The 22,711-nt window shown below is 67.9% G+C and carries 26 protein-coding genes and 1 tRNA gene; 22 read left to right on the forward strand and 5 right to left on the reverse strand.

Annotated features, from left to right (window positions below; genetic code table 11):
• Nucleotides 1-153: 153 nt before the first annotated feature.
• The 9 genes from LVJ59_RS14460 (at nucleotide 154) to LVJ59_RS14500 (ending at nucleotide 5,963) form a co-directional block, all read left to right on the forward strand.
• Nucleotides 154-226, forward strand: a tRNA-Trp gene (locus tag LVJ59_RS14460).
• A gap of 40 nt (nucleotides 227-266) precedes the next feature.
• On the forward strand, nucleotides 267-539 hold the full coding sequence (gene secE, locus LVJ59_RS14465; RefSeq protein ID WP_017201518.1) for a preprotein translocase subunit SecE: 273 nt from the start codon (nucleotides 267-269) through the stop codon (nucleotides 537-539).
• 42 nt (nucleotides 540-581) lie between these two features.
• Nucleotides 582-1,616, forward strand: a complete 1,035-nt coding sequence (gene nusG / locus LVJ59_RS14470) for a transcription termination/antitermination protein NusG (protein WP_232763557.1) — start codon at nucleotides 582-584, stop codon at nucleotides 1,614-1,616.
• 351 nt (nucleotides 1,617-1,967) lie between these two features.
• A complete protein-coding gene (gene rplK / locus LVJ59_RS14475) occupies nucleotides 1,968-2,399 on the forward strand; it encodes a 50S ribosomal protein L11 (protein ID WP_033106100.1) in 432 nt (143 codons plus the stop codon).
• Nucleotides 2,400-2,410: 11 nt separating this feature from the next.
• A complete protein-coding gene (rplA, locus tag LVJ59_RS14480; RefSeq protein ID WP_047522875.1) occupies nucleotides 2,411-3,100 on the forward strand; it encodes a 50S ribosomal protein L1 in 690 nt (229 codons plus the stop codon).
• A gap of 186 nt (nucleotides 3,101-3,286) precedes the next feature.
• The gene (locus tag LVJ59_RS14485; RefSeq protein ID WP_232763558.1) at nucleotides 3,287-4,108 is read left to right on the forward strand and encodes an amino acid ABC transporter substrate-binding protein; all 822 of its coding nucleotides are present in this window, start codon (nucleotides 3,287-3,289) and stop codon (nucleotides 4,106-4,108) included.
• Between the two features lie 3 nt (nucleotides 4,109-4,111).
• The gene (locus LVJ59_RS14490; protein ID WP_047522873.1) at nucleotides 4,112-4,777 is read left to right on the forward strand and encodes an amino acid ABC transporter permease; all 666 of its coding nucleotides are present in this window, start codon (nucleotides 4,112-4,114) and stop codon (nucleotides 4,775-4,777) included.
• Nucleotides 4,764-5,567: an amino acid ABC transporter ATP-binding protein gene (locus LVJ59_RS14495; RefSeq protein ID WP_047522872.1), complete on the forward strand. Its 804-nt coding sequence runs from the start codon at nucleotides 4,764-4,766 to the stop codon at nucleotides 5,565-5,567. The genes LVJ59_RS14490 and LVJ59_RS14495 overlap by 14 nt, the downstream gene beginning before the upstream one ends.
• Nucleotides 5,568-5,606: 39 nt before the next feature.
• Nucleotides 5,607-5,963 carry a DUF1801 domain-containing protein gene (locus tag LVJ59_RS14500; protein ID WP_232763559.1) on the forward strand — a complete coding sequence of 119 codons (357 nt, stop codon included), beginning with the start codon at nucleotides 5,607-5,609 and terminating at the stop codon, nucleotides 5,961-5,963.
• 6 nt (nucleotides 5,964-5,969) lie between these two features.
• Here LVJ59_RS14500 and LVJ59_RS14505 read toward each other — a convergent pair whose 3' ends face one another.
• Entirely contained in the window at nucleotides 5,970-6,632 is a 663-nt protein-coding gene (locus tag LVJ59_RS14505; RefSeq protein ID WP_232763560.1) for a LysE/ArgO family amino acid transporter, read from the reverse strand.
• A 70-nt stretch (nucleotides 6,633-6,702) separates the two neighbouring features.
• Between LVJ59_RS14505 and LVJ59_RS14510 the strand changes: the two genes are divergently transcribed.
• On the forward strand, nucleotides 6,703-7,647 hold the full coding sequence (locus LVJ59_RS14510; RefSeq protein WP_232763561.1) for a LysR family transcriptional regulator ArgP: 945 nt from the start codon (nucleotides 6,703-6,705) through the stop codon (nucleotides 7,645-7,647).
• On the opposite strand, the gene LVJ59_RS14515 is transcribed toward LVJ59_RS14510, so the two are convergent.
• Nucleotides 7,586-8,074, reverse strand: coding sequence for a MarR family winged helix-turn-helix transcriptional regulator (locus LVJ59_RS14515; protein WP_232763562.1), 489 nt, complete (start codon nucleotides 8,072-8,074; stop codon nucleotides 7,586-7,588). The genes LVJ59_RS14510 and LVJ59_RS14515 overlap by 62 nt on opposite strands.
• A complete protein-coding gene (locus LVJ59_RS14520; protein WP_232763563.1) occupies nucleotides 8,061-9,782 on the reverse strand; it encodes an MDR family MFS transporter in 1,722 nt (573 codons plus the stop codon). Before LVJ59_RS14520 ends, LVJ59_RS14515 begins: the two co-directional genes overlap by 14 nt.
• A 274-nt stretch (nucleotides 9,783-10,056) precedes the next feature.
• Here LVJ59_RS14520 and LVJ59_RS14525 point away from each other — a divergent pair, with 274 nt between their 5' ends.
• The 5 genes from LVJ59_RS14525 to LVJ59_RS14545 are packed head-to-tail and all read left to right on the forward strand — an operon-like array spanning nucleotide 10,057 to nucleotide 13,052.
• Nucleotides 10,057-10,683 (forward strand): SipW-dependent-type signal peptide-containing protein, encoded by a 627-nt coding sequence (locus LVJ59_RS14525; RefSeq protein WP_134352053.1) that lies wholly within the window; start codon nucleotides 10,057-10,059, stop codon nucleotides 10,681-10,683.
• An 8-nt stretch (nucleotides 10,684-10,691) separates the two neighbouring features.
• The gene (locus tag LVJ59_RS14530; protein ID WP_232763564.1) at nucleotides 10,692-11,309 is read left to right on the forward strand and encodes a SipW-dependent-type signal peptide-containing protein; all 618 of its coding nucleotides are present in this window, start codon (nucleotides 10,692-10,694) and stop codon (nucleotides 11,307-11,309) included.
• On the forward strand, nucleotides 11,306-11,932 hold the full coding sequence (locus tag LVJ59_RS14535; RefSeq protein WP_232763565.1) for a signal peptidase I: 627 nt from the start codon (nucleotides 11,306-11,308) through the stop codon (nucleotides 11,930-11,932). The genes LVJ59_RS14530 and LVJ59_RS14535 overlap by 4 nt, the downstream gene beginning before the upstream one ends.
• On the forward strand, nucleotides 11,929-12,561 hold the full coding sequence (locus LVJ59_RS14540) for a hypothetical protein (protein ID WP_232763566.1): 633 nt from the start codon (nucleotides 11,929-11,931) through the stop codon (nucleotides 12,559-12,561). Before LVJ59_RS14535 ends, LVJ59_RS14540 begins: the two co-directional genes overlap by 4 nt.
• Nucleotides 12,558-13,052: a hypothetical protein gene (locus tag LVJ59_RS14545; protein ID WP_232763567.1), complete on the forward strand. Its 495-nt coding sequence runs from the start codon at nucleotides 12,558-12,560 to the stop codon at nucleotides 13,050-13,052. Before LVJ59_RS14540 ends, LVJ59_RS14545 begins: the two co-directional genes overlap by 4 nt.
• A gap of 37 nt (nucleotides 13,053-13,089) precedes the next feature.
• Here the strand turns inward: LVJ59_RS14545 and LVJ59_RS14550 are convergent, their stop codons facing one another.
• The gene (locus LVJ59_RS14550) at nucleotides 13,090-13,770 is read right to left on the reverse strand and encodes a YqaJ viral recombinase family protein (protein WP_232763568.1); all 681 of its coding nucleotides are present in this window, start codon (nucleotides 13,768-13,770) and stop codon (nucleotides 13,090-13,092) included.
• 308 nt (nucleotides 13,771-14,078) lie between these two features.
• Here LVJ59_RS14550 and LVJ59_RS14555 point away from each other — a divergent pair, with 308 nt between their 5' ends.
• From LVJ59_RS14555 to rplL, 3 genes are all read left to right on the forward strand, one after another.
• The gene (locus tag LVJ59_RS14555; RefSeq protein ID WP_232763569.1) at nucleotides 14,079-15,062 is read left to right on the forward strand and encodes a hypothetical protein; all 984 of its coding nucleotides are present in this window, start codon (nucleotides 14,079-14,081) and stop codon (nucleotides 15,060-15,062) included.
• A gap of 360 nt (nucleotides 15,063-15,422) precedes the next feature.
• A complete protein-coding gene (rplJ, locus tag LVJ59_RS14560; RefSeq protein WP_017829129.1) occupies nucleotides 15,423-15,911 on the forward strand; it encodes a 50S ribosomal protein L10 in 489 nt (162 codons plus the stop codon).
• A 48-nt stretch (nucleotides 15,912-15,959) separates the two neighbouring features.
• Nucleotides 15,960-16,343, forward strand: coding sequence for a 50S ribosomal protein L7/L12 (gene rplL, locus LVJ59_RS14565; RefSeq protein ID WP_017829128.1), 384 nt, complete (start codon nucleotides 15,960-15,962; stop codon nucleotides 16,341-16,343).
• Between the two features lie 77 nt (nucleotides 16,344-16,420).
• Here the strand turns inward: rplL and LVJ59_RS14570 are convergent, their stop codons facing one another.
• Nucleotides 16,421-17,425, reverse strand: coding sequence for a LacI family DNA-binding transcriptional regulator (locus LVJ59_RS14570; RefSeq protein WP_232763570.1), 1,005 nt, complete (start codon nucleotides 17,423-17,425; stop codon nucleotides 16,421-16,423).
• A 285-nt stretch (nucleotides 17,426-17,710) separates the two neighbouring features.
• Between LVJ59_RS14570 and LVJ59_RS14575 the strand changes: the two genes are divergently transcribed.
• The 4 genes from LVJ59_RS14575 to LVJ59_RS14590 all read left to right on the forward strand — a co-directional run bounded on the left by LVJ59_RS14575 (nucleotide 17,711) and on the right by LVJ59_RS14590 (nucleotide 22,703).
• Nucleotides 17,711-19,027, forward strand: a complete 1,317-nt coding sequence (locus tag LVJ59_RS14575) for an ABC transporter substrate-binding protein (RefSeq protein ID WP_232763571.1) — start codon at nucleotides 17,711-17,713, stop codon at nucleotides 19,025-19,027.
• A gap of 102 nt (nucleotides 19,028-19,129) precedes the next feature.
• Nucleotides 19,130-20,269, forward strand: coding sequence for a carbohydrate ABC transporter permease (locus tag LVJ59_RS14580; protein WP_232763572.1), 1,140 nt, complete (start codon nucleotides 19,130-19,132; stop codon nucleotides 20,267-20,269).
• On the forward strand, nucleotides 20,266-21,228 hold the full coding sequence (locus tag LVJ59_RS14585; protein ID WP_134352039.1) for a carbohydrate ABC transporter permease: 963 nt from the start codon (nucleotides 20,266-20,268) through the stop codon (nucleotides 21,226-21,228). The genes LVJ59_RS14580 and LVJ59_RS14585 overlap by 4 nt, the downstream gene beginning before the upstream one ends.
• Before the next feature lie 98 nt (nucleotides 21,229-21,326).
• Entirely contained in the window at nucleotides 21,327-22,703 is a 1,377-nt protein-coding gene (locus LVJ59_RS14590; RefSeq protein ID WP_232763573.1) for a cystathionine beta-synthase, read from the forward strand.
• The last annotated feature ends 8 nt before the right edge of the window (nucleotides 22,704-22,711 follow it).

Genomic DNA, 22,711 nt, shown 5'->3' on the forward strand with positions numbered 1-22,711 from the left:
AACACGCCATCGCGATCCCGGTTCGGCGCGACCGGATCGATGCCGTATGCTTGTGGGGCAGTTGTTGTCTGCATTCTTTCGCCATGCCTGGGGTCTCCCGACCACGGTCACGGCGGCAGAATGGGGAGAACACCCCGAGACCTCCCGGTCTCTAGGGCGGTAGCTCAATTGGCAGAGCAGCGGTCTCCAAAACCGCAGGTTGCAGGTTCGATTCCTGTCCGCCCTGCGCGTCAGCGCAACGCTGACACACGAAAGGTACATTCAGGATGGATCAGGACGAACCGCGCGGCGAGGTCGTCGCGGCCGGCGCCACCCGCGAGAAGAAGGGCAACCCCTTCTCCCGGTTCTTCGGGAGCATCGCCCTGTTCATCCGCCAGGTCATCGCCGAGCTCCGCAAGGTCGTCACCCCGACTCGCAAGGAGCTGTTCAAGTTCACCGGTGTCGTGCTCGTCTTCGTGATCATCGTCATGGGCATCGTCTACGGCTTGGACACGCTGTTCGCATTCGTGACGCACTGGGTGTTCGGAATCCCTGGCTGATGACCCCCGCGGCTCACGCCGCAGCTATGGAGAAGAAGCAACGTGTCTGAACGATATTCCGACGACGCCGACTGGGCGACCGCCGCAGAGCAGTCCAGCGAGGAGGACGAGGCCCAGGAGGGCAACGTCCTCGCCGCGGAGGAGCTCTCGGTCACCTCGGCCGAGCACGTCGCGGTCCACGTCGAAGGCGAAGACGGCGAAGAAGACGGCACGGAAGACATCGACATCGACATCGACGACCCGGAGGCGGACGCGATCGTGAACGACGCTCTCAACCTGGACGAAGCGGCAGAGTCTGAGGCTGCCGCTGAGGTCCTCAACGAATCTGTGGCCGAAGAGGCCGCCGACCACGACGCGGCTGCGGCCGAAGAGGTCACCCCCTACGACGGTCCCGAGGTCGGTGCCGATGAAGTCCAGAGCGACGAGGACTCCTCGGCGGACGAGGGTGCGGAAGAAGACCCGTACGAGGCCTTCCGTATGGACCTGCGCATGCTCCCCGGCAAGTGGTACGTCATCCACTCCTACGCCGGTTTCGAGCGCAAGGTGAAGGCCAACATCGAGCAGCGCAAGTCGACGCTCGAGGTCGAGGACGAGATTTACCAGGTCGAGGTCCCGATGGAAGACGTGGTCGAGATCAAGAACGGCCAGCGCAAGATGGTCACCCGCGTGCGCATCCCCGGCTACGTGCTGGTGCGCATGGAGCTCACGGAAGACACCTGGTCGGTCGTGCGTCACACCCCGGGTGTCACCGGCTTCGTGGGCAACGCTCACAACCCGACGCCGCTGCGCTTCGAAGAGGCCTTCAACATGTTGAAGTCGCTCGTCGAGGTCAAGGACGTCCCCACGGCCAAGAACATCGCGTCGAAGGGCGGCGTCGCCGTCGCTCGTCCGCTCCCCGCCGAGGTCGACTTCGAGGTCGGCGAGACCATCACGATCAAGGAAGGCTCGTTCGCGGGGCTTCCCGGTTCGATCAGCGAGATCAAGCCCGAGAGCGGCAAGCTCACGGTCCTCGTCTCCCTCTTCGAGCGCGAGACCCCGGTCGAGCTGTCGTTCGACCAGGTCACCAAGATGGTCTGACGCACACATCCTTCACGAGAACGGCCGTCCCCTTCCGGGGGCGGCCGTTCTCGCGTTCTCGCGTCCTCCCGTCCTCGCGTCCTCGCGTCCTCCCGCCCCCCGTCCGATGCGGGATCAAAAACGCGCCCGGGAACCCTCCGCGAGGAACGGTTTTGATCCCGCAACCGGCTGGAATGGGAGGGGCGGGGGGCGATCCGGGGGCTGGAACGGGACGGGAGGGGGCGGGGGATGAGGTAGGATTGTGTGGTTTGTGTGCCGCTTCGGCGTGCGCAGAGACGACCACGGTTCGGAAACGCCGGATCTGTGGGAGAAGCGGATGCTCCGGCATCCGATTCGATGAAAGGAAAGAGAATGGCACCGAAGAAGAAGGTGACCGGCCTGATCAAGCTTCAGATCAACGCCGGTGCAGCCAACCCGGCGCCGCCGATCGGCCCCGCGCTCGGTCAGCATGGCGTCAACATCATGGAGTTCTGCAAGGCGTACAACGCCGCGACCGAGTCGCAGCGCGGCAACGTCATCCCCGTCGAGATCACCGTCTACGAGGACCGCAGCTTCACGTTCATCCTGAAGACCCCGCCCGCCGCGGAGCTCATCAAGAAGGCCGCTGGCGTCGCGAAGGGTTCTTCGACCCCGCACACCGTCAAGGTCGCGAAGATCACCAAGGACCAGGTCCGTCAGATCGCAGAGACCAAGCAGGCCGACCTGAACGCGAACGACGTCGAGGCCGCTATCTCGATCATCGCCGGCACCGCCCGTTCCATGGGCATCACGGTCGAGGGCTGAGGAGAATAATCATGGCTACCAAGTCCAAGGCTTACAAGGCTGCCGCCGAGAAGATCGAGGCAGACCGTTTCTACACCCCGGCCGAGGCCGTCGCCCTCGCGAAGGAGACCGGCTCGTCGAAGTTCGACTCGACCGTCGAGGTCGCGCTGAAGCTCGCTGTCGACCCCCGCAAGGCGGACCAGATGGTGCGCGGCACCGTCATCCTGCCCCACGGCACCGGTAAGACCGCCCGCGTCATCGTCTTCGCCACCGGCCCCGCGGCCGAGGCAGCGATCGCCGCAGGTGCGGATGAGGTCGGCGGCGCCGAGCTCATCCAGAAGGTCGCCGACGGCTGGACCAACTTCGACGCCGCGGTCTCCACCCCGGAGCTCATGGGCCAGGTCGGTCGTCTCGGAAAGGTGCTCGGACCGCGCGGTCTGATGCCGAACCCGAAGACCGGCACCGTGACCCCGAACCCGGCCAAGGCCGTCGAGGAGATCAAGGGCGGAAAGATCGAGTTCCGCGTCGACAAGCACGCCAACGTGCACTTCGTCGTCGGCAAGGCCTCCTTCACCGCAGAGCAGCTGGGCGAGAACATCGGCGCGGCGCTCGAGGAGATCGTCCGCCTCAAGCCGTCGAGCTCGAAGGGCCGTTACATCCAGAAGGGCGCCGTGTCGACCACGTTCGGCCCCGGCATCCCGCTGGACGTCAACGCCATCTGAGTCTGACTCGCAGAGAACGCCCCCGGGTTCGCCCGGGGGCGTTTTCGCGTCCCTGCACCCGGCCCGGCGTGCGCGGTGAAACGAAACGTCATCGGATGAGGGAAACCGCCGGCCCCCGCGTACTGTGAGGAAGTTCCCGCGCCGGTCACGTAAACTCGCACCGCGCTTCACACCCCAGGAGGGTCCATGTCCCGTCGTCTCATCGCCGTCACCGCACTCGTCGCCGCTGCCGCGGTGCTCACCGCCTGCAGCGGGTCGAGCACCCCCGCGAGTACTCCGGGCGGCGGAGACGGATCCGCGAACGCCGACTTCGGGCTGGTGCAGGAGGGCACGCTCACGGTCGCGACCGAAGGCACCTATCGGCCCTTCAGCTTCCACGACGACGGCGGCGCTGGCGACCTCACGGGCTTCGACGTGGAGATCATCCAGGCCGTCGCCGACAAGCTGGGCCTCGAGGTGAAGTTCCAGGAGACGCAGTGGGATGCGATCTTCGCCGGGCTGGATGCGGGACGGTTCGACGTCATCGCGAACCAGGTGTCGGTCAACGACGAGCGCGAGGCGAAGTACCTCTTCAGCACGCCGTACACGGTCTCGCCCGGCGTCATCGTGGTGGCGGACGACGACGACTCGATCTCGTCCTTCGCTGACCTCGACGGCAAGTCCACCGCGCAGTCGCTCACGAGCAACTGGTATGAGCTGGCCACGGATTCGGGGGCCAAGGTCGAAGCGGTCGAGGGCTGGGCTCAAGCCGTCGAGCTGCTGCGCCAGGGGCGTGTGGATGCGACGGTCAACGACAAGCTGACCTTCCTCGACTACGAGACCACCAACAGCCCCACCGGCCTGAAGATCGCGGCCGAGACGGACGAGGCCGGCACCCAGGCCTTCGTCTTCGCCAAAGACAAGGAAGCGCTGGTCGAGGCCGTCGACGGCGCGCTCGAGGAGCTCCGCGCCGACGGCACCCTGGCCGAGATCAGCGACAAGTACTTCGGCGAAGACGTCACGAAGTAGCCGATGGAGAGTCCCTGGCAGCTGTTCCTCGATGCGCTCGGGCCGATCGCCTGGGCGGGTCTGACGGCGACGGTGCCGCTCGCGTTGCTGTCGTTCGCGCTGGGACTCGCGATCGCGGTCGGTGTCGCGCTCATGCGGATCTCTGTGAATCCGGTGGTCGCGGGGGTCGCGCGCTTCTACATCTCCGTGATCCGGGGCACGCCCATGCTCGTGCAGCTGTTCGTGATCTTCTACGGCATGCCGTCGGTAGGGATCACGCTGGACCCGTGGCCGAGCGCGATCATCGCACTGTCGCTCAACGTCGGCGGCTACGGTGCCGAGGTCGTGCGTGCGGCGATCCTCTCCGTCCCGAAGGGGCAGTGGGAGGCCGCGTACACGGTCGGCATGAATCGCACGCGGACGCTCACGCGCATCATCCTGCCCCAGGCGGCGCGGGTGTCGGTGCCGCCGCTGTCGAACACCTTCATCTCCCTCGTCAAGGACACCTCTCTCACCTCGCTGATCCTGGTCACGGAACTGTTCAAGGTGGCGCAGCAGATCGCCGCGACGACCCTCGAGTTCATGGTGGTGTACCTCGCGGCCGCGCTGGTCTACTGGGTGTTCTGCCTGGTGCTCTCCTTCGGACAGAGCGCCCTCGAGAGGAGGCTTGACAGCCGTGTCGCCCACTGAGAACACCACCGACGCCCTTCTCACCGCCCGCGGCCTCCGCAAGAGCTTCGGCGACAATGAGGTGCTGCGGGGCATCGATCTGACGCTGCACCGCGGCGAGGTCGTCGTGCTCATCGGCCCCAGCGGTTCCGGCAAGACCACCGTCCTGCGAGCGCTCAACGGACTCGAGACCCCGGATGCCGGCACGATCGTGGTCGCGGGCGGCCCCGACCTCGACTTCGCCCCGTCGGCGAAGCCGTCGACGCGGGAGCAGAAACGCAAGCGGCTCGCGCTCCGGGACCGCTCCGCGATGGTGTTCCAGCATCACAACCTCTTCCCGCATCTCACCGTGCTCGAGAACGTCATCGAGGGGCCGTGGCGGGTGCAGGGGCGCCCCAAGGCCGAGGTCGTCGCCGAGGCGCTCGTGCTGCTCGACAGGGTGGGGCTGAGCGACAAGGCCGATGCGCGTCCGCATCAGCTCTCGGGTGGGCAGCAGCAACGGGTGGGCATCGTGCGTGCACTCGCCCTCAAGCCCGACCTGCTGCTGTTCGACGAGCCGACCAGCGCGCTCGACCCGGAACTGGTGGGCGAGGTGCTCCTGGTCATCAAGGAGCTCGCGGACGAGAACTGGACGATGGCGGTCGTGACCCACGAGCTGAGCTTCGCCCGCGAGGCCGCGGATCATGTGCTGTTCATGGACGGCGGGGTGGTCGTCGAACAGGGGCCTCCCGCCGAGCTCTTCCGCGCGCCGAAGCACGAGCGCACGCAGCGTTTCCTCACGCGCATCCTGCGCCCGCTCGACGGCGCCTGACCACTCGCGGTCGCGGGCGACGGCTGGAAGGATGACGTGATGGGCACCATCGACGATTACCTCGCTGAACTCGACCCCGCGGATCGTGAGGCGATCGACCGGGTCTACGCGGTCGCCCGCCGGGAGGTTCCGGATGCGGAGCAGGGCAAGGGATACGGCATGCCGGCACTCGTGCACCGCGGCAAGGCACTCCTCTCGGTGATGCGCGCCAAGAAGCACATCGGCATCTACCCGTTCAGCCCGGACGCGGTCGCGGCGGTCGCGGGCCTGCTCGAGGGCAGTCCCGGGATCAGCGTCGACAAGGGCACCATCCGATTCCAGCCCGAGCATCCGATCCTGACCGCGGTGCTCGAGAGCCTCGTGCGGGCGCGGCTCGCACAGATCGACGGAGCGTGAACGCAGTCAGCCCCCAAGCACCGGAAGCACGAGGCTGACCGCGATCGTGATCATCACCACGGCGATCACGGCATCGAGGATGCGCCAGGAGAGCGGGGTGCGCAGCCAGCGTCCGAGATAGCGCGCGCCGAAGCCGAGCGCGGTGAACCACAGGATGCTCGCGGCGATCGCTCCGCCGGCGAACAGCCAGCGGTCGTCGCCGTGCGTGGCCGCGATCGATCCCAGCATCAGAACCGTGTCGAGGTACACGTGCGGATTGAGCCATGTGAGCGCGAGGGTCGTCAGGACGACCGGTGCCAGTCGTGGGCGGACGAGCGTCGGCGTCGCGCTGTGGGGGAGCGGTGCGCTCGGATCCACGGCTTCCGTCCCGTCCACCCGGAGCTCCTCGCCGCCGCGCCACGCACGACGTGCGGCGAGGACGCCGTAGGTCAGCAGGAACAGTGCGCCCGCCCACCGGGCCACGGCCACGAGCCATGGGGCCGCCGAGAGGACGAAGCCCAGCCCCGCCACCCCGGCGACGATCAGGGCGGCGTCGGAGGCGGCGCAGATGATCACGACGGCGAGCACGTGCTCCCGGCGGATCCCTTGACGCAGTACGAAGACGTTCTGCGCGCCGATGGCGACGATGAGAGAGAGTCCGAGTCCGAGCCCGGCGAGGACGGTGAGCACGGGTTCAGCCTAGGAACCGTTGGACATGAGAGGAAGCGATGGTTTCTTCAGAACCATTAGTATCCGTAATGTGAGGATCGACCCGGAATTGGCCACCACCCTCGCCGCGATCGTCGATGAGGGGACGTTGGACGCCGCATCGAGACGCCTGCGGATCACGCCGTCCGCGGTGAGTCAGCGGCTGAAGATGCTCGAGCAGCAGCTCGGCCGCATCCTGCTCGTGCGCGCCAAGCCCGCGCGGGTGACGGAGGCGGGAGAAGCGGTCGTGCGGCTGGCGCGACAGGTCGCCCTGCTCGAACACGATGCTCTGCTCGGCGTGGGCATCGACGAGGCCGGCGGGACGCGTCGCATCAGCATCCCGCTGGCCGTGAACGCCGACTCGATGGCGACGTGGTTCCTCGCTCCGCTCGCGCGTCTGTCCGCCGGGCATGACATCGACTTCGATCTGCATCGTGATGATCAGAACTTCACCGCCAGATTGCTGGAGTCGGGCACCGTGATGGCTGCGGTCACCAGCGAGGCGGCTCCCGTCGCCGGGTGCTCGGTGTCGCCGCTCGGGGTGCTCGAATACCGGGCGATGGCGGAGCCGGGGTTCGCGGCGCGTTGGTTCCCCGAGGGGGTCACGACGGAGGCGTTGGGGTCGGCCCCCTTCGTGGACTTCGACCGTCGAGACACGTTGCAGCACGAGTGGCTGCGTGCGATGTCGGTCGGGCAGGAGGGCGTGCCACGGCACTACGTCCCCGCCTCGAACGACTACGCGCTCGCGGTCGGTCTGGGCCTCGGCTGGGGAATGGTCCCGCTGCTCCAAGAGCGACCGGGCCTGGTTCCGCTGGGTGGGCCGACTCTGCGCGTCGAGCTCTACTGGCAGCAGTGGAACCTGCGCTCGGAACTGCTCGACACCATCGCCGGGGAGGTCGCCGCCGAGGCCCGCCGTGTGCTCGGCGGCACCGGGGTCACGCAGCCGGCTTCTCGTCCGGAGCCGCCCCGGAGGCCAGGGCGTGCAGCAGCCGGGTGAGGCTCCCGATGTCGGCGAGGCTCCACTCCGCGAGTGTCTCGAGCAACCGGCCCTCCTGCGGAAGCCGGGCGGCAGCGAGGCGCTGTGCACCCATCGCCGTCAGCTGCAGCAGGAACGAACGGCCGTCGGTGGGATCCGCCGAGCGCTCGATCAGGCCGAGCTCCTCCAGCTCCCGCACCGTCCGGCTGACCTGCCCCTTGTCGGTCAGCATCCGCTCGGACAGGGTCGACACCGTCACCATCTCGCAGCGCGCGATCGTGGTGAAGATCTTGTAGGCCCCGGGCAGCATCCCGGGGCTCACCCGGTTGGCGTTCTCGGTGATCACACGACGGAAGTGCGTGATCAGTTCGCCGAACTCCGCTTCGAGGGCGCGGACCGCCTCGGCCCGCGCCTCCGGAGTGTCGAGCACCTCGTCAGCGGCCGGCATCGGATGCCGTATCGCCGCGGTCGTCGCCGGATCGGCTGATCACGGTCACGGAACCGGTGGATGCTCCGGAAAGCGCCTCCGCGTCGGCGATCGCGACGTCTGCGGCATCCTCCACGGAACCGTCGAGCGTCTGCTTTTCGGAGGCATCCGCCCGTGCGCGCTCGGAGGTCGTCATCGTGGTGAGCGGACGGTTTGGAAGGAACAGGATCGCGATCAGGCTGATCACCGCGAGCGGGATGCCGATCAGGAACGCGTGCGAGATGGCCTGCGCGTAGAAGTCCTCGATGATCGAGCGCACCGGCTCGGGGAGCAGCCGGACCTGGGGAAGAGTGCCGGACGAGAGCTGTGCGGCGACCTCGGCGCCCTTGTCCCCGAGCTTCGCGATCGCCGCGCCGATGCGCTCCTTGCCGTCGGAGAACAGTCCGGTGAGGCTGTTCGCGAGCACGGCGCCCATGACGGAAACGCCGATCGTGCCCCCGAGGCTGCGGAAGAACGTCACTCCGGAGCTGGAGACGCCCATCTCGCTCGGCTTCGCGACGTTCTGGACGATGAGGACGAGGTTCTGCATCGTCATGCCGACGCCCGCGCCCATCACGAACATGTAGATCGAGACGAGGATGAAGTTCGTGTCGTAGTGCAGCGTCGACAGCATCACGGAGCCCGCGATCAGCAGCACCGAGCCGAGGATCAGGTACCCCTTCCACTTGCCGAAGCGGGTCACCAGCTGACCGACGACCATCGAGGAGATGAGCAGGCCGGCCATCATCGGCAGCGTCATCAGTCCGGCCTCGGTGGGGGTGGCGCCGCGCGACAGCTGCATGTACTGCGCGAGGTAGACCGAGGTTCCGAACATCGCGACGCCGATGGAGATCGATGCCAGCACCGACAGGGTGAACGTGCGGCCGCGGAACAGCGTGAGCGGGATGAGCGGCTCGCGCACCTTGAGCTCGACGATGATGAACGCGATGGTCGCGATGATCGCCCCACCCACCATCAGCACGGTCTCGGTGCCCCACCAGTCGAAGGTCGAGCCTGCGTTGGTGATCCAGATGAGGATGAGCGAGACGGCGGCCGAAAGCAGCACGATGCCGACGTAGTCGATCGAGACCTTGCGCGTGCGCTCGGTGCTGATGCGCAGCGTCTTCTGCAGGATGATCAGGGCGGCGACGGCGAAGGGGAGCGCGACGAAGAAGTTCCAGCGCCAGTTCGCGACGTCGGTGATCCACCCGCCGAGCAGGGGGCCGCCCACGGTCGCGACGGCCATCACGGCGCCGAACAGGCCCATGTAGCGGCCGCGCTCACGCGGACTGATGATGTCGGCCATGATGACCTGGCTGAGGGCGGCCAGTCCGCCACCGCCGATGCCCTGGATGGCGCGGAACGCGATGAGCGTGTTCGTGTCCTGCGCGAACCCGGCGGCGGCCGTCGCACCCACGAAGATGACGAGGGCGAGCTGGATCAGCAGCTTGCGGTTGAACAGATCGGCGAGCTTGCCCCAGATCGGTGTGGAGATCGCCGTGGTGAGGAGCGTCGCGGTGATGACCCAGGTGTAGGCGGCCTGGTCTCCGCCGAGGTCGTGGACGATGACCGGCATCGAGGTGGACACCACCGTCGTCGCGATCATCGAGACGAACATGCCCAGAAGGAGCCCGGTGAGGGCCTCGAGCACCTGCCGGTGCGTCATCTTGACGGGGGAGTCCGTGGTCATGCGGGACCTTTCGCTGTCGTGAACGGGGATGCGGCGACGGCTCTGGCGCGAACGAGATGGTTGAACTGGGTCAACTATACGTCGATCGTTGATTTACGTCAACCATCTTCGACCGCGGAGGGACTGCGCGCGATGAGCGCGGAGCATGCGCGAAATCGCCTTGTCCTGTTCGGAGGCGTGGATGAGGATGAGGGCACAGCGGGGATGCGGGGCTTCTGAGGGGCAGCCGTTCTCGGACATCCACGCGATCGCCTGATTCCTGAGGGGGACACCGATGGCTAGCAAAGAGACACAGCGCAAGGTTCTCGCGGTCCTGGCAGGCGGACTCGTCCTCGGAGTGGGCGTCGCCGTCACGCTCGCCGCGTGGAACGACTCCGAGTTCGCCAACGGCACCTTCACCGCCGGCGCTTTCAACCTGGAGGGATCGACGGACGGCACGACGTTCAGCGATCACAACACCGACGACGGAGACGCGGCGGCGACGCTGGCCTTCAGCCTGCCGGCGGGGGTCGTCGACAACATGTCGCCCACCGACTCGGTCTACGCCGGCTTCTGGGTGCGGTTGGCGGCGGGGACGACGAGTGCGGCCGATCTCGAGGCCGACGGCACCACGGCAGACGCCGCAGGCACCTCCAACTCGGACCACTTGTCGTATCAGATCTATCAGCTCGCACCCGGGGACACCTGCGACGCCACGACCGCTGTCGGCACGCCGATCGCGACGGGCGCCACCCTCGACGCGCAGACCGGGGTGACCGCGGTGGCGCTCGCTCCCGGGGCGACCGCGATCGATCCCGGCGTCGACGTGCAGCTGTGCATCAAGGTGACCGCGGACGCCGACCTCGAACCCTCACTGGTGACCGACGCCACGTGGAAGTTCACGGCGACGTCGACGAACTGAGTCCTCTGATGGTCACCCGCAGAGAGATGCGGGAGAAGCGGCGACTGCGCTCCCGTCGCATCCGGGCCCTCCTCGCGGGCGGACTGGTGCTCGGCGTCGGCGCGGCCGCGACCCTCGCCGCCTGGAACGACTCGGAGTACGGCGCAGCGACGTTCACCGCCGGACGGTTCGACATCGTCGGTGCTGCGGATGGGGCGACGTTCTCCAGCCACGCGACCACCGGCACGGCATCCACTCTGAGCTTCCAGCTTCCGCCCACCGCGATGGCGCCGGGGACGACGACCTATGCGCTGCTCAGCGTGAAGACCGCTAACCCGTCGGTGGCGGGGACCCTGCAGTTCACGGCCGGGACCCCCGGTGGCACCGGGTTGGCAGCGCATCTGACCTATGGGGTGCGCACGATCGCCGGGACCGCGTGCAATGCGACGACGTACGCCGCGGGAACCTCCGTCGTGACCGACGGCTCCGCCCTCACGGCAGGAGGCGCCTCGACCCAGGCGGTGAGCGCCAACGGTGCCGCGCAGGTCAACTACTGCATCGCCGTCACGCTGCCGACCACCGCGCTCAACGCCGCGCAGGGGCTCACGATGACGCAGACCTGGCACATCCAGGGGACGTCGTCGTGACGCAGCTGACCCGGCGCAGTGCGCGCGCGCAGGCGGAAGGGATTCGCGCGGACGACGGCGCCGACGTCCGGACCCCGGCACGTGTCCGACCCCGGCCCGGTCGGATGGTCGGCGATGTGCTCCTCTGGCTCGCCGCCCTGGCGGGCGTGATCTGCATCGTCCTCGTGGTGCTCGCGTTCACGGCGCAGATCACCCTGATCATGTTCCGGACGGGGTCGATGTCGCCCACGATCCCCGCCGGTTCCGTGGCGGTGGTGCAGCGGATCCCGGCGAGTGAGATCGAGGTCGGAGACGTCGTGACCGTGGACCGCGCGGGAGAGCTTCCGGTGACGCACCGCGTCACGACCGTCGCACCCGGTGTCGTGCCGGAAGAGCGGATCATCACGATGCGCGGAGATGCGAACGCCTCGGAGGATCCCTTCCCGTACACGGTCTCCAGCGCGCGGATCGTCCTGTTCTCAGTCCCCGGAGTCGCGACGCTGATCGCCGGCATGGGCAACCCCGTCGTGCTCGGCACGCTGACCCTGGCGGCGACGACGCTGGTCATCTGGGCTTTCTGGCCCCGCACGCGTCCTCGTGCGGATCAGAGTGGTCGTGTCGGTGCGGGCGGGAGGGGCGGATGAGGCGTGCCATCGTGATCATGGCGATCGCGGCCGCCGCGGTCGTGACGCCGAGCGCTGCCTGGGCGGCTCCGACCACGCAGGTCATCCAGGGGGAGGTGCTCCGCCTGGTCTCGGTGGCGGACTGGGATGCCGCTGCCGGCCTGCTTCCCGGGGCGCCCGTGCGATGGGACGTCGCCGTGAGCGCGGATGCTCCCGACCCCGGTGTCGTGCGGATCGGTGTGAGTGCGACCGGCACGGCCCGACTGCTGGTCGACATCTCCACCTGCTCGCGGGCCTGGGGCGATGCAGGATGCCCGGGGTCGGAGACGGCGCTCCGAACGGAGTGGCGGATTCCGCGGGACGGTGCCGTGGTGCCGCTCGCGGAGATCACGGACACCGACACCGCCCACCTGCGGCTCTCCATCACTCTCGACCCCGCCGACGGTGCGGGCAGCACTGACATCCGTGTGGTCGCGACGGGTGCGGGGGAGACCGCGGACGTGGGGCCCGGGGGTGGCCTCGCGAGCACCGGTCCCGCGCCAGGGGCCCGCTGGGCGGTCGTCGGCGGTGTGCTCCTCGCGGTGTGGGGCGGCGCGCTCGCCGTCACACGCCGGCGTCGGGCGGAGACAGAACTCGGAGAGCTGCCATGAGAGGCGGGCGGCGGCGGATCCTCGCGGGAGCGGTCGGCGTCGCGATCCTGGTCGGAGTCGCGTCGTTCCCGCCGGTGGATTCGACCGAGGCGAGGTTCACCGACAGCGAGTACGGCGCGGGAGCCTTCACCGCGGCAACCCTCCCGACCCCGGTGGTCGCATCCTGCACGGTGACGAGTTTCCTCGGGACCTTCACCGGGTTCACGATCACGTGGACATCGCCCGCCGTGAAGCTCCAACAGCGCTTCTCCATCAACGGCGTCATCGTGGACAACGCGAACGTCTCGCAGACCGGGACCGGCCCCTACACGTACTCGTCGACGATCAGTTCCGGATTGCTGAACACGCTCCTGGGAAGCCTCCTGGGCTCGACCAACACAGTGAGGGTCGAGACCATCTACCCCGGAACATCGTGGGTCTCACCGGCGGCGACGCGCTCCCTGTCCGTGGGCGGACTGCTCGGGCTCGGCGGCAACAACACCTGCACCTGAGCCGGGCCCTGCTCTCCCGCGCAGGGGTCGGCGAGCGTCAGTCGGCGAGGGCCAGCGCGCGGAAGGCGTCTCGTTCGCGCAGCTGCTCGCGGCGGCTCACCGCAGGGTCCGCGGTCCGACTCGGGACCTGTTGGCCGGTCGTGCGCCGATAGAGCTCGTCGATGAGATCGGTCGCGAGGCCGACGAGCTTGGCGATCTCACGGTCGTCCCGGTCGATCCACACGCACCGGGGCTCGTCGTGGATCGGGGCGAAGTCGACGTGCTCCTCCCACACGAACAGCGTCCGCTCGGCGCCGAGCACGTGCTGCTGCCACCACACCTGGCGCAGGTAGGTGCGCGGGATCCCGCGGAACGCCTTGTTCGTCGTCTTGATCTCGGCGAGTTTCACGCGGCCCTCGGCGTCGACCGCGATGCCGTCGGGCGTGGCGAGGTGGCGGTGCTCGACCTCGGCGCGGAAGAGGGCGGAGGAGGGGAGGATGCCGTGGGTCGCGGCGACCCAGGCGGCGATCTCGGGTTCGCGCCGGCGACCGTGGTCGGTGTACGCGTTGCCGCCGAAGCGTGGGCCGCCGCCGAGTTTCGAGTCCGCAGCCCGGGCGATCGACCTCTCGGAGGTGAGTCCGGCGACGTCGGTGGCCGTGATCCCGCGCGAGCGAGCCCGCATCCATGCCACGCGATCGCGAGAGTCCGCGACGATGCGTGCAGCGAGTTCCGGGGTCACCCTTCGACCCTAACCCCGCTCGCCGACCCTTCCCCTCCCACACGCCGTCCTCCCTCCCGCCTCCGCCCCGTCCCTCCCCTCCCGTCCCTCCCTCCCTCCCCGTCCCTCCCGTCCCTCCCCGTTTCGGTCGACGCCCCCTCTGCTCGTCCGCGCCCCCGCATGCTTGCGCGATTCAGCGGAGGTGCGGACGGTCAGAGGGGGTGTGGGGCGGTTGCGACTCTTCCTGCACCAATCGGTCGACCTCGAGACCTGGGATCGACCCTGTGAGCGACGATGGCAGGGGGCGTCGGAGGCCTCACGATGACGGGATGCCGAACAGGATCGATGTCACCGACGTCCGCTCGCTCCTCAGAACGCGGGGCGAGTTGCTCGTGAAGGGGCACGCGGAACGGGAGATCGGATCGCGTGTCGCTGCGGGGTCCCTCCGCCGAGTGCGCCGGGGTCGCTACATCGAGGCCGACCGATGGGATGGGCTCTGGAACGAGGGGCGTCATCTCGTCGAAGTGGTTGCGACCGCTCTCAACTCCGATGGTCCGGGGCCGGTGTTCTGGGGGCCGTCCGCCGCGGTCCTGCACGGCCTTCCGTTGTATCGGCTGGCGCCCCGGAAGGTCCACGCGGTCATCGCCGGGGCCCGGCATGGGAGGACCCGGTCCGGGGTGATGTGGCACGACGTCGAGGTTCCTCCCGCGGGGGTCGTCGACGTCGATGGCATCAGGTGCACGTCGCTCGACCGCACGATCCTCGACCTGGCCTGCTCGAGCCGCGAGGAGGTCGGGTTGTCCGCCGCGGATGCCGCACTCCGTCGCGAGGCCGTCTCGGGTCAGGTCCAGGACTCCGTGGCGGTCGAGGGCTGGCGGGCACGGATGATGGTGCGAGCGCTCCGCTCGCACTCGCGGGGCGTGCGCCGGGCGCGACGGGTGATCGAGTTCGCCGACGGACGCGCACAGCTGCCGGGTGAGAGCGTCAGCCGTCTGCAGCTGCACAGGCTCGGCTTCGCGGCGCCCGAGCTGCAGGTGCACGTGCGCGGGCCGGGAGGGGAGGACTACTGGGTCGATTTCGGGTTCCGTCGCTCGCACTGTTTCGGCGAGTTCGACGGAGAGGACAAGTACCGCAACGCCATTCTTCGCCGAGGACGGAGCGTCGAGGAGGTCGTGCTCGAGGAGAAGCGCCGGGAAGACGCGATTCGAGGGGTGACCGGATGGCGGATGGTCCGGTGGGGGTCGTCCGACATCGCCTCCCCGGATGCGCTCGGCGCCACGCTCTCCGCGTACGGCATCCGCCCTCCCGGGTAGCCCGCGTCGACGCCCCCGCACGCCGCCGAGACCCCGTCGGGTTCGCGGGGCGCAGGAGGGGCCTCGGCGCTCAGCGGGGGTGTCGGCATTCGGAGACCGGCATTCGGGGACCGGGAGGAGGAGGAGGGGGGAGTGGATTTGGGGGAGGGGGATGCGTCGGGTACAGTTGTCGTAACCGAAGACCGCTGGTCATCGTCGTGAGCACATGCGCACAACGATCGAAGCTCTGCACAGCAGGGGCCCGCGCAGGACACGAACTTTCCAAAGCTCTGTGCGCTTGCGCCGGAGCTTTTTCTATGCAGGTGGTCCAGGTCGGCGCCCCACCACCGTGCGGCGCCTCGTACACACCAAGGAGTGACCATGGCGCAGAAGGATGCATCGGTCGCCGAGCTCACGAAGTCATTCGAGAACTCGACTGCCGTTCTGCTGACCGAGTACCGCGGTCTGACGGTTGCCCAGCTCAAGGAGCTGCGCAACAGCATCCGTCAGGACGCTGAGTACGCCGTGGTGAAGAACACGCTGACCAAGATCGCCGCCAACAAGGCTGGCATCTCCGCGCTGGACGACGACCTCAAGGGTCCGTCGGCTGTCGCGTTCGTGCACGGTGACTTCGTCGCCACCGCCAAGGCTCTGCGTGACTTCGCCAAGGCCAACCCGCTTCTCGTGATCAAGTCCGGCATCTTCGAGGGCAACGCCCTCACCGCGGACGAGGTCAACAAGTACGCCGCGCTCGAGAGCCGTGAGGTTCTGCTGGCGAAGGCTGCGGGCATGATGAAGGCGACGATGGGCAAGGCTGCCGCCACCATCGACGCTCTTCGCGAAAAGCTGGAGACCGCAGAGGCCGCGTAAGCGACCTGCGATCTCGTCTACAAACCCCATCTATCTAGGAGATACATCATGGCGAAGCTTTCCACCGAGGAACTGCTCGAGCAGTTCGCCGGCCTGACCCTCATCGAGCTCAACGAGTTCGTGAAGGCGTTCGAGGAGAAGTTCGAGGTCACCGCTGCTGCTCCCGTCGCCGTTGCCGGCGCTGCGGGTGGCGCAGGCGCTGCAGAGGCTGAGGAAGAGAAGGACTCCTTCGACGTCATCCTCGAGGCCGCTGGCGACAAGAAGATCCAGGTCATCAAGACCGTCCGCGAGCTCACCTCGCTGGGTCTCGGCGAGGCCAAGGCTGTCGTCGACGGTGCCCCGAAGGCCGTCCTCGAGGGCGCCAACAAGGAGACCGCCGAGAAGGCCAAGGCTGCTCTCGAAGAGGCCGGCGCGACGGTTACCCTCAAGTAATCACGCTTCAGCGTTTTCTGCGAAGGCCCCGGGTTCGCCCGGGGCCTTCGTGCGTTCCGGGCCGCGCGTGGCCGCCGTCAGCGCGGGGGAGCGGTCGAGTTGCGCACCACGAGGGCGGATGAGGCAGCCACATGTTCCAGCGGAGCGTCCGGTCGCTCGATCCGCTGCATCAGCAGGCGAACGGCTTCGTGGCCTTGTTCCCTCGGGGACTGCCCGATCGTGGTGAGGGCGAACATGTCCGCGTGCTCGTGGTCGTCGATACCCACGACGCTGAGCTCGGTGGGTACGGCGATGCCCAGGCGGCGGGCGGCGATGATCGCCCCGATGGCGGCCTCGTCGCACACGCCCACGATCGCGGTCGGTCGGTTTCGCCGATCGCCGAGCAGCCCCGCCGCCGCGGTGTAGCCGCCGGGCATGGTCGGGGCCGTGCCCGCGACCCGGGCGTGCGAAGCGAGTCCCGCGGCGCTCAGCGCGTCGCGGTAGCCGTCGAGCCGTCGCGTGTCGCCGAAGCTCCGTCCCGTCGCGTCTGTCGGGCCGCCGACGAAGGCGATCTCGGTGTGGCCGAGCTCGATCAGATGCTCGGTCGCGATGCGTGCGGCCGCCGCATCATCGATCGAGACCGCGCTCGAGCCCTCGCCGTAAGGCCCGACGCTCACCAGCGGTCTTCCGGTGCGCTGCAGGCGCTCGAGCTCATGCGCGCTCGGCTGGATGCCGACGGCGATGATCCCGTCGAAACGACGGCCGGGCAGCACGTTCTCGAACAGCCGTTCCCTGGTCTGCGACCCTTCGGGCACCCCGTAGAGGGAGAGGTCGTAGTCGAGGGCGAACAGCGACTCCTGGATCCCGGCGAGGAGTTCGGCGAAGAACCAGCGGTCGACGGGCGGCATGACGATCCCGACCGTCTGCGTCCGCCCCGTCGCGAGACTCGTCGCGGAGGAGTGCGCGACGTAGGCGAGTTCGCGGGCGGCGACCTCGACGCGCGTCCGTGTCTCGTCCGAGACATAGCCCCGTCCGCTCAGGGCGCGGCTCGCTGTGGCCTTCGACACCCCGGCACGCGACGCGACATCCGCGATCGTGCTCATCGGTCCTCCTCGACCTGATCACGCGGTTTCGTGGGCGGCGGCGTAGCGCGCGCCGGGTGTCAGCGTAGCCCGCGGGCGGGGAAAAAGGAACCGGTTCCAGGCCCGAGGTGAGGGAGCGCTCCCAAGCCCGGAGGTTCCGTGCGCCGAATGGTTGCGAGCTTGTGACCCTTGCGTGTTGTGCGGGGGCGCACAGGGACAGTAGGTTGGCCTGGAATCGGTTCCCTAACGATGCCGCGGGGTGGCGTCGCACCAGGAGGGAACCTGTACTCGAAGAGGAGAATTCACATGGCTCTGTCACAGCGTTCCCGGCGTTACGCGCCGATCGCCCTGCTGGGGGTCGCGGGCATCGCGCTCGCAGGCTGCGGGGCTCCCGGCGGTGCGCCGGGCACAGACGGTGGTGATGGTGGCGACGCCACTGTCACGATCTACGGCACGATCGTCGACTCGGAGGCGGAGCTCCTCCAGGAGTCCTGGAAGGACTGGGCCGACGAGAACGGCATCACCATCAAGTACGAGGGCAGCCAGGACTTCGAGACGCAGCTCGGTACCCGCGCACAGGGCGGGAACCCGCCGGACATCGCGATCTTCCCGCAGCCCGGTCTGTTCGCCGACTTCGCCAAGCGCGACTTCCTCAAGCCTGCTCCCGAAGAGGTCGAGAAGAACGCCAACGAGTACTGGACCGAGGACTGGGTGAACTACGGCACCGTCGACGGCACCTTCTACGGGGCGCCGCTGATGGCCAACGTCAAGGGCTGGATCTGGTACTCGCCGGCGAAGTTCGCGGAGTGGGGCGTCGAGGTTCCGAAGACGCTCGACGAGATGTCCGCGCTGACCGAGACGATCCAGACGGCGACCGGTACTCCCGCGTGGTGCGCCGGTTTCGAGTCCGGAACGGCGACCGGCTGGCCGGGAACGGACTGGGTCGAGGACTACGTGCTGCGTCAGTCCGGCCCGGACGTCTACGACCAGTGGGTCACCAACGACGTCAAGTTCACCGACCCGCAGATCAAGTCGGCGTTCGACTCCGTGGGTGAGATCCTGCTGAATCCGGCGAACGTGAACGCCGGTTTCGGTGACGTGCGCTCGATCAACTCGACCGCATTCGGTGATGTCGCTCCTGCTCTCGCTGCGGGCGACTGCGCACTGACCCACCAGGCATCGTTCCTCTCCGGCTTCTTCCCGGAGGGCACGGAGATCGCTGAGGACGGCGACATCTGGGCGTTCATGCTCCCGGGTGAGTCCGAGGGTGACACGGCCGTGACCGGTGCCGGTGAGATCGTCGGCGGGTTCAGCGACTCCGAGGCGACCCAGAAGGTGCTCGCGTACCTGTCCAGCCCCGAGTGGGCGAACAGCCGCGTCAGCCTCGGTGGCGTCACGTCCGCCAACAACGGACTCGACCCCGCGAACGCGAAGGACCCGATCCTCCAGGAGACCATCAAGATCCTGCAGGACCCGGACACGACCTTCCGCTTCGACGCGTCCGACCTGATGCCTGGTGCCGTCGGCGCCGGGACCTTCTGGAAGGGCATGGTCGCGTGGGTCAACGGCACCTCGACCGATGAGGTGCTCACGCAGATCGAGACCGGCTGGCCGAGCAGCTGATCCGGGGGAGGGGCCGTCCCGCACGGGGCGGCCCCTCAGCCCCCGCGGCGCGCACACCGACGTGCGCGCCGGTGATCCGGTCCGCGTGATGAAGGGGAATCCGTGAACGCGACTAATTTCTTCCGTTGGATCGGCTCGCTCCCGCCGGTCCTGCAGGCCGTCGCCGTGGTCATCGCTTTCGCGGTGGTCGTGGCGATCATCCTGCTCCTGGTGGACATCGCTCCGCGCAGGGGAAAGCTCTACACCTTCGTCCGATTGGCGATGTGCCTGCTCATCCCCCTCGTGGTGATGTTCTTCTTCAACTCCTATTACTGGGCGATGGGAGTGGCTGTCGCCGTCGGCGCTCTGTTCTTCTGGCTCGACTATCGCTCCCGCGATGGCGCGGGGTATCTGATCCAGCTCGTGGCCTTCATGGCTCCGGCGCTGCTGCTGCTGCTCGTCGGCCTCGTCCTGCCGTCGATCCAGACGATGTTCTCGTCGTTCATGAATTCCTCGGGCAAGGAGTTCGTCGGTCTGAACAACTACCTGTGGATCTTCACGCAGTCCGATGGCATCACGGCCGTGATCAACACGATCGTCTGGGTGCTCCTGGTGCCGACGATCTCCACGATCGTCGGCCTCGCCTACGCCGTGTTCATCGACCGCACCCGCGGCGAGAAGATCTACAAGGTCCTGGTCTTCATGCCGATGGCGATCTCCTTCGTCGGGGCGAGCATCATCTGGCGCTTCATCTACGAGTACCGCGGGCCGCAGTACGAGCAGATCGGTCTCCTCAACCAGATCCTCGTGTGGCTCGGGGGCACGCCGCAGCAATGGCTGCTCAATGAGCCGTGGAACAACCTGTTCCTGATCGTCGTGCTCATCTGGGTGCAGACCGGTTTCGCGATGGTCGTGCTGTCGGCATCGATCAAGGGAGTACCGGCGGAACTGCTGGAGGCGGCAGAGCTGGACGGCGCGAACGCCTGGCAGCGGTTCGTGTCGGTGACCGTCCCCGCGATCCGCCCCGCGCTCATCGTGGTCCTCACGACCATCTCGATCGCATCGCTGAAGGTGTTCGACATCGTGCGGACGATGACCGCCGGTAACTACGGCACCTCGACTCTCGCGAACGAGATGTACACGCAGTTCTCGAAGTTCGAGGCGGGGCGCAGTGCCGCGCTCTCCGTCATCCTGTTCATCCTGGTGCTGCCGATCGTGATCTACAACGCACGCCAGATCAAGAAGCAGCGGGAGATCCGATGACCGACACCGTGAAGTCAGACGCCGCCCTCAGCACGCGCGCGATCACCACCGGCGGCGGTTTCGAGGGCGCCGCAGGCCGCACTCGCAAGAAGCTGTCGCGGCCGTGGGCATCGGTGGCGTCCATCGTCATCGCGTTCCTGTGGACGATCCCGACGCTCGGACTGTTCATCTCGTCGTTCCGGCCGCGGGACCAGATCCAGACCACGGGATGGTGGACGTTCTTCGCCGATCCGCAGGTGACGATCGAGAACTACGTCGACGTGCTGCAGTCCGGCACGACGCAGCTCACCATCCTGGAGTCGTTCGTCAACTCGATCGCGATCACGATCCCGGCGACCATCGTGCCGCTGATGATCGCTTCCATGGCGGCCTACGCGTTCGCCTGGATCGACTTCAAGGGCCGCAACGCGCTGTTCATCTTCGTGTTCGCGTTGCAGATCGTGCCGATCCAGATGGCCCTGGTGCCGTTGCTGAGTTCGTTCTCCCGCGGGCTCAACCTCTTCGGGCTGCAGGTCACACTGCCGCTCGATGCGTCCCAGGGCTACGCGCAGGTGTGGATCGCGCACTCGATGTTCGCGCTTCCGCTGGCGATCTACCTGCTGCACAACTTCATGTCGGAGATCCCCGGCGAGATCATCGAGGCCGCACGCGTCGACGGTGCATCCCGCGGGCAGATCTTCTTCCGTGTGGTGCTTCCGCTGACGATGCCGGCGATCGCCTCGGTCGCGATCTTCCAGTTCCTCTGGGTCTGGAACGACCTGCTCGTGGCGCTGGTGTTCGCCGACGGAGCCGCGGCGCCGATCACGAAGCTGTTGGCCGAGATCACGGGCACGCGAGGAAATGACTGGTACCTGCTCACGGCAGGCGCCTTCGTCTCGATCATCGTGCCGCTGATCGTGTTCTTCGCCCTCCAGCGCTACTTCGTCCGAGGCCTGCTGGCCGGATCGACGAAGGGCTGACACACTTCGGAAGACAGAGGGGCCTTTCGTGAGAACGGATGCCGCGGTCGGGAGAAACACAACCCCGCCCGCGGCATCCGCGCGTCTACCCTGAAGGCATGAAGTACGCAGACTCCATCGTCGACCTCGTCGGCGACACGCCCCTCGTGAAGCTCCGTCACGTCACCGAGGGCGTCGCGTGCACGGTCCTCGTGAAGCTCGAGTACCTGAACCCGGGCGGCTCGTCGAAGGATCGGATCGCCGCGCGGATCATCGACGCCGCCGAAGCCGCCGGCGACCTGAAGCCGGGCGGGACGATCGTCGAACCGACCAGCGGCAACACCGGTGTGGGTCTGGCGCTCGTGGCCCAGCAGCGCGGCTATACCTGCGTGTTCGTGCTGCCCGACAAGGTGGGCGAGGACAAGATCGACGTGCTGCGCGCGTACGGGGCGGAGGTCGTGGTGACGCCGACCTCGGTCGCACCCGACAGCCCGGAGTCGTATTACAGCGTGAGCGATCGGCTAGCGCGGGAGATCCCCGGCGCGTTCAAGCCGAACCAGTACGAGAACCCGAACGGCCCGCGCAGCCACTACGAGACCACGGGTCCGGAGATCTGGCGCGACACCGACGGCGGGGTCACGCACTTCGTCGCCGGGGTCGGCACGGGCGGCACGATCACGGGCACCGGTCGCTACCTGCGGGAGATCTCGGAGGGCCGGGTGCGGATCATCGGTGTCGACCCGGAGGGCAGCGTGTACAGCGGGGGTACCGGACGGCCGTACCTCGTCGAGGGCGTGGGGGAGGACATCTGGCCGGGCGCCTACGACCCCACCGTGCCGCACGAGATCGTCGCGGTGGGCGACGCCGATGCCTTCGCGATGACGCGGCGCCTCGCCCGCGAGGAGGGCATCCTCGTCGGCGGATCCAGCGGGATGGCGGTGGTCGGTGCGCTGCGCGTCGCACGGGACCTCCCGGCGGATGCCGTCATGGTCGTGCTGCTGCCCGACGGAGGCCGCGGCTACCTGGGCAAGATCTTCAACGACGGATGGATGCGCTCCTACGGGTTCAGCGATGTGGAGGACGGGGAGACCGTCGCCGACGTGCTCGCGGCACGTCCGCACAGACGGAGAGCGGCGATCCCGGACCTCGTGCACGCCCATCCGACCGACACCGTGCTCGAGGCGATCGGCATGATGACCGAGTACGACGTCTCGCAGTTGGTCGTGCTCAGCGCCGAGCCGCCCGTCATGATGGGCGAGGTGCTCGGCGCGGTCGACGAGAAGAGGCTGCTCGACCTGCTGTTCCGTGGCGAGGCGAACGCGACCGACGCCATGGGGGAGCACGTGGGGGAGCGGCTTCCGCTCGTCGGCATCCACGCCTCGGTCGCACAGGCGCGGGCCGCGCTCGCCGAGGCCGACGCGCTGCTGGTGACGGAGGGCGGCAAGCCGCACACGGTGCTGACCCGCCAGGACCTGCTCGCGTACCTGTCCCGTTGACGTCTTCC

Origin of the sequence: Microbacterium sp. KKR3/1 (assembly GCF_021272365.1) — a bacterium.
Classification (GTDB): Bacteria; Actinomycetota; Actinomycetes; order Actinomycetales; family Microbacteriaceae; genus Microbacterium; species Microbacterium aurugineum.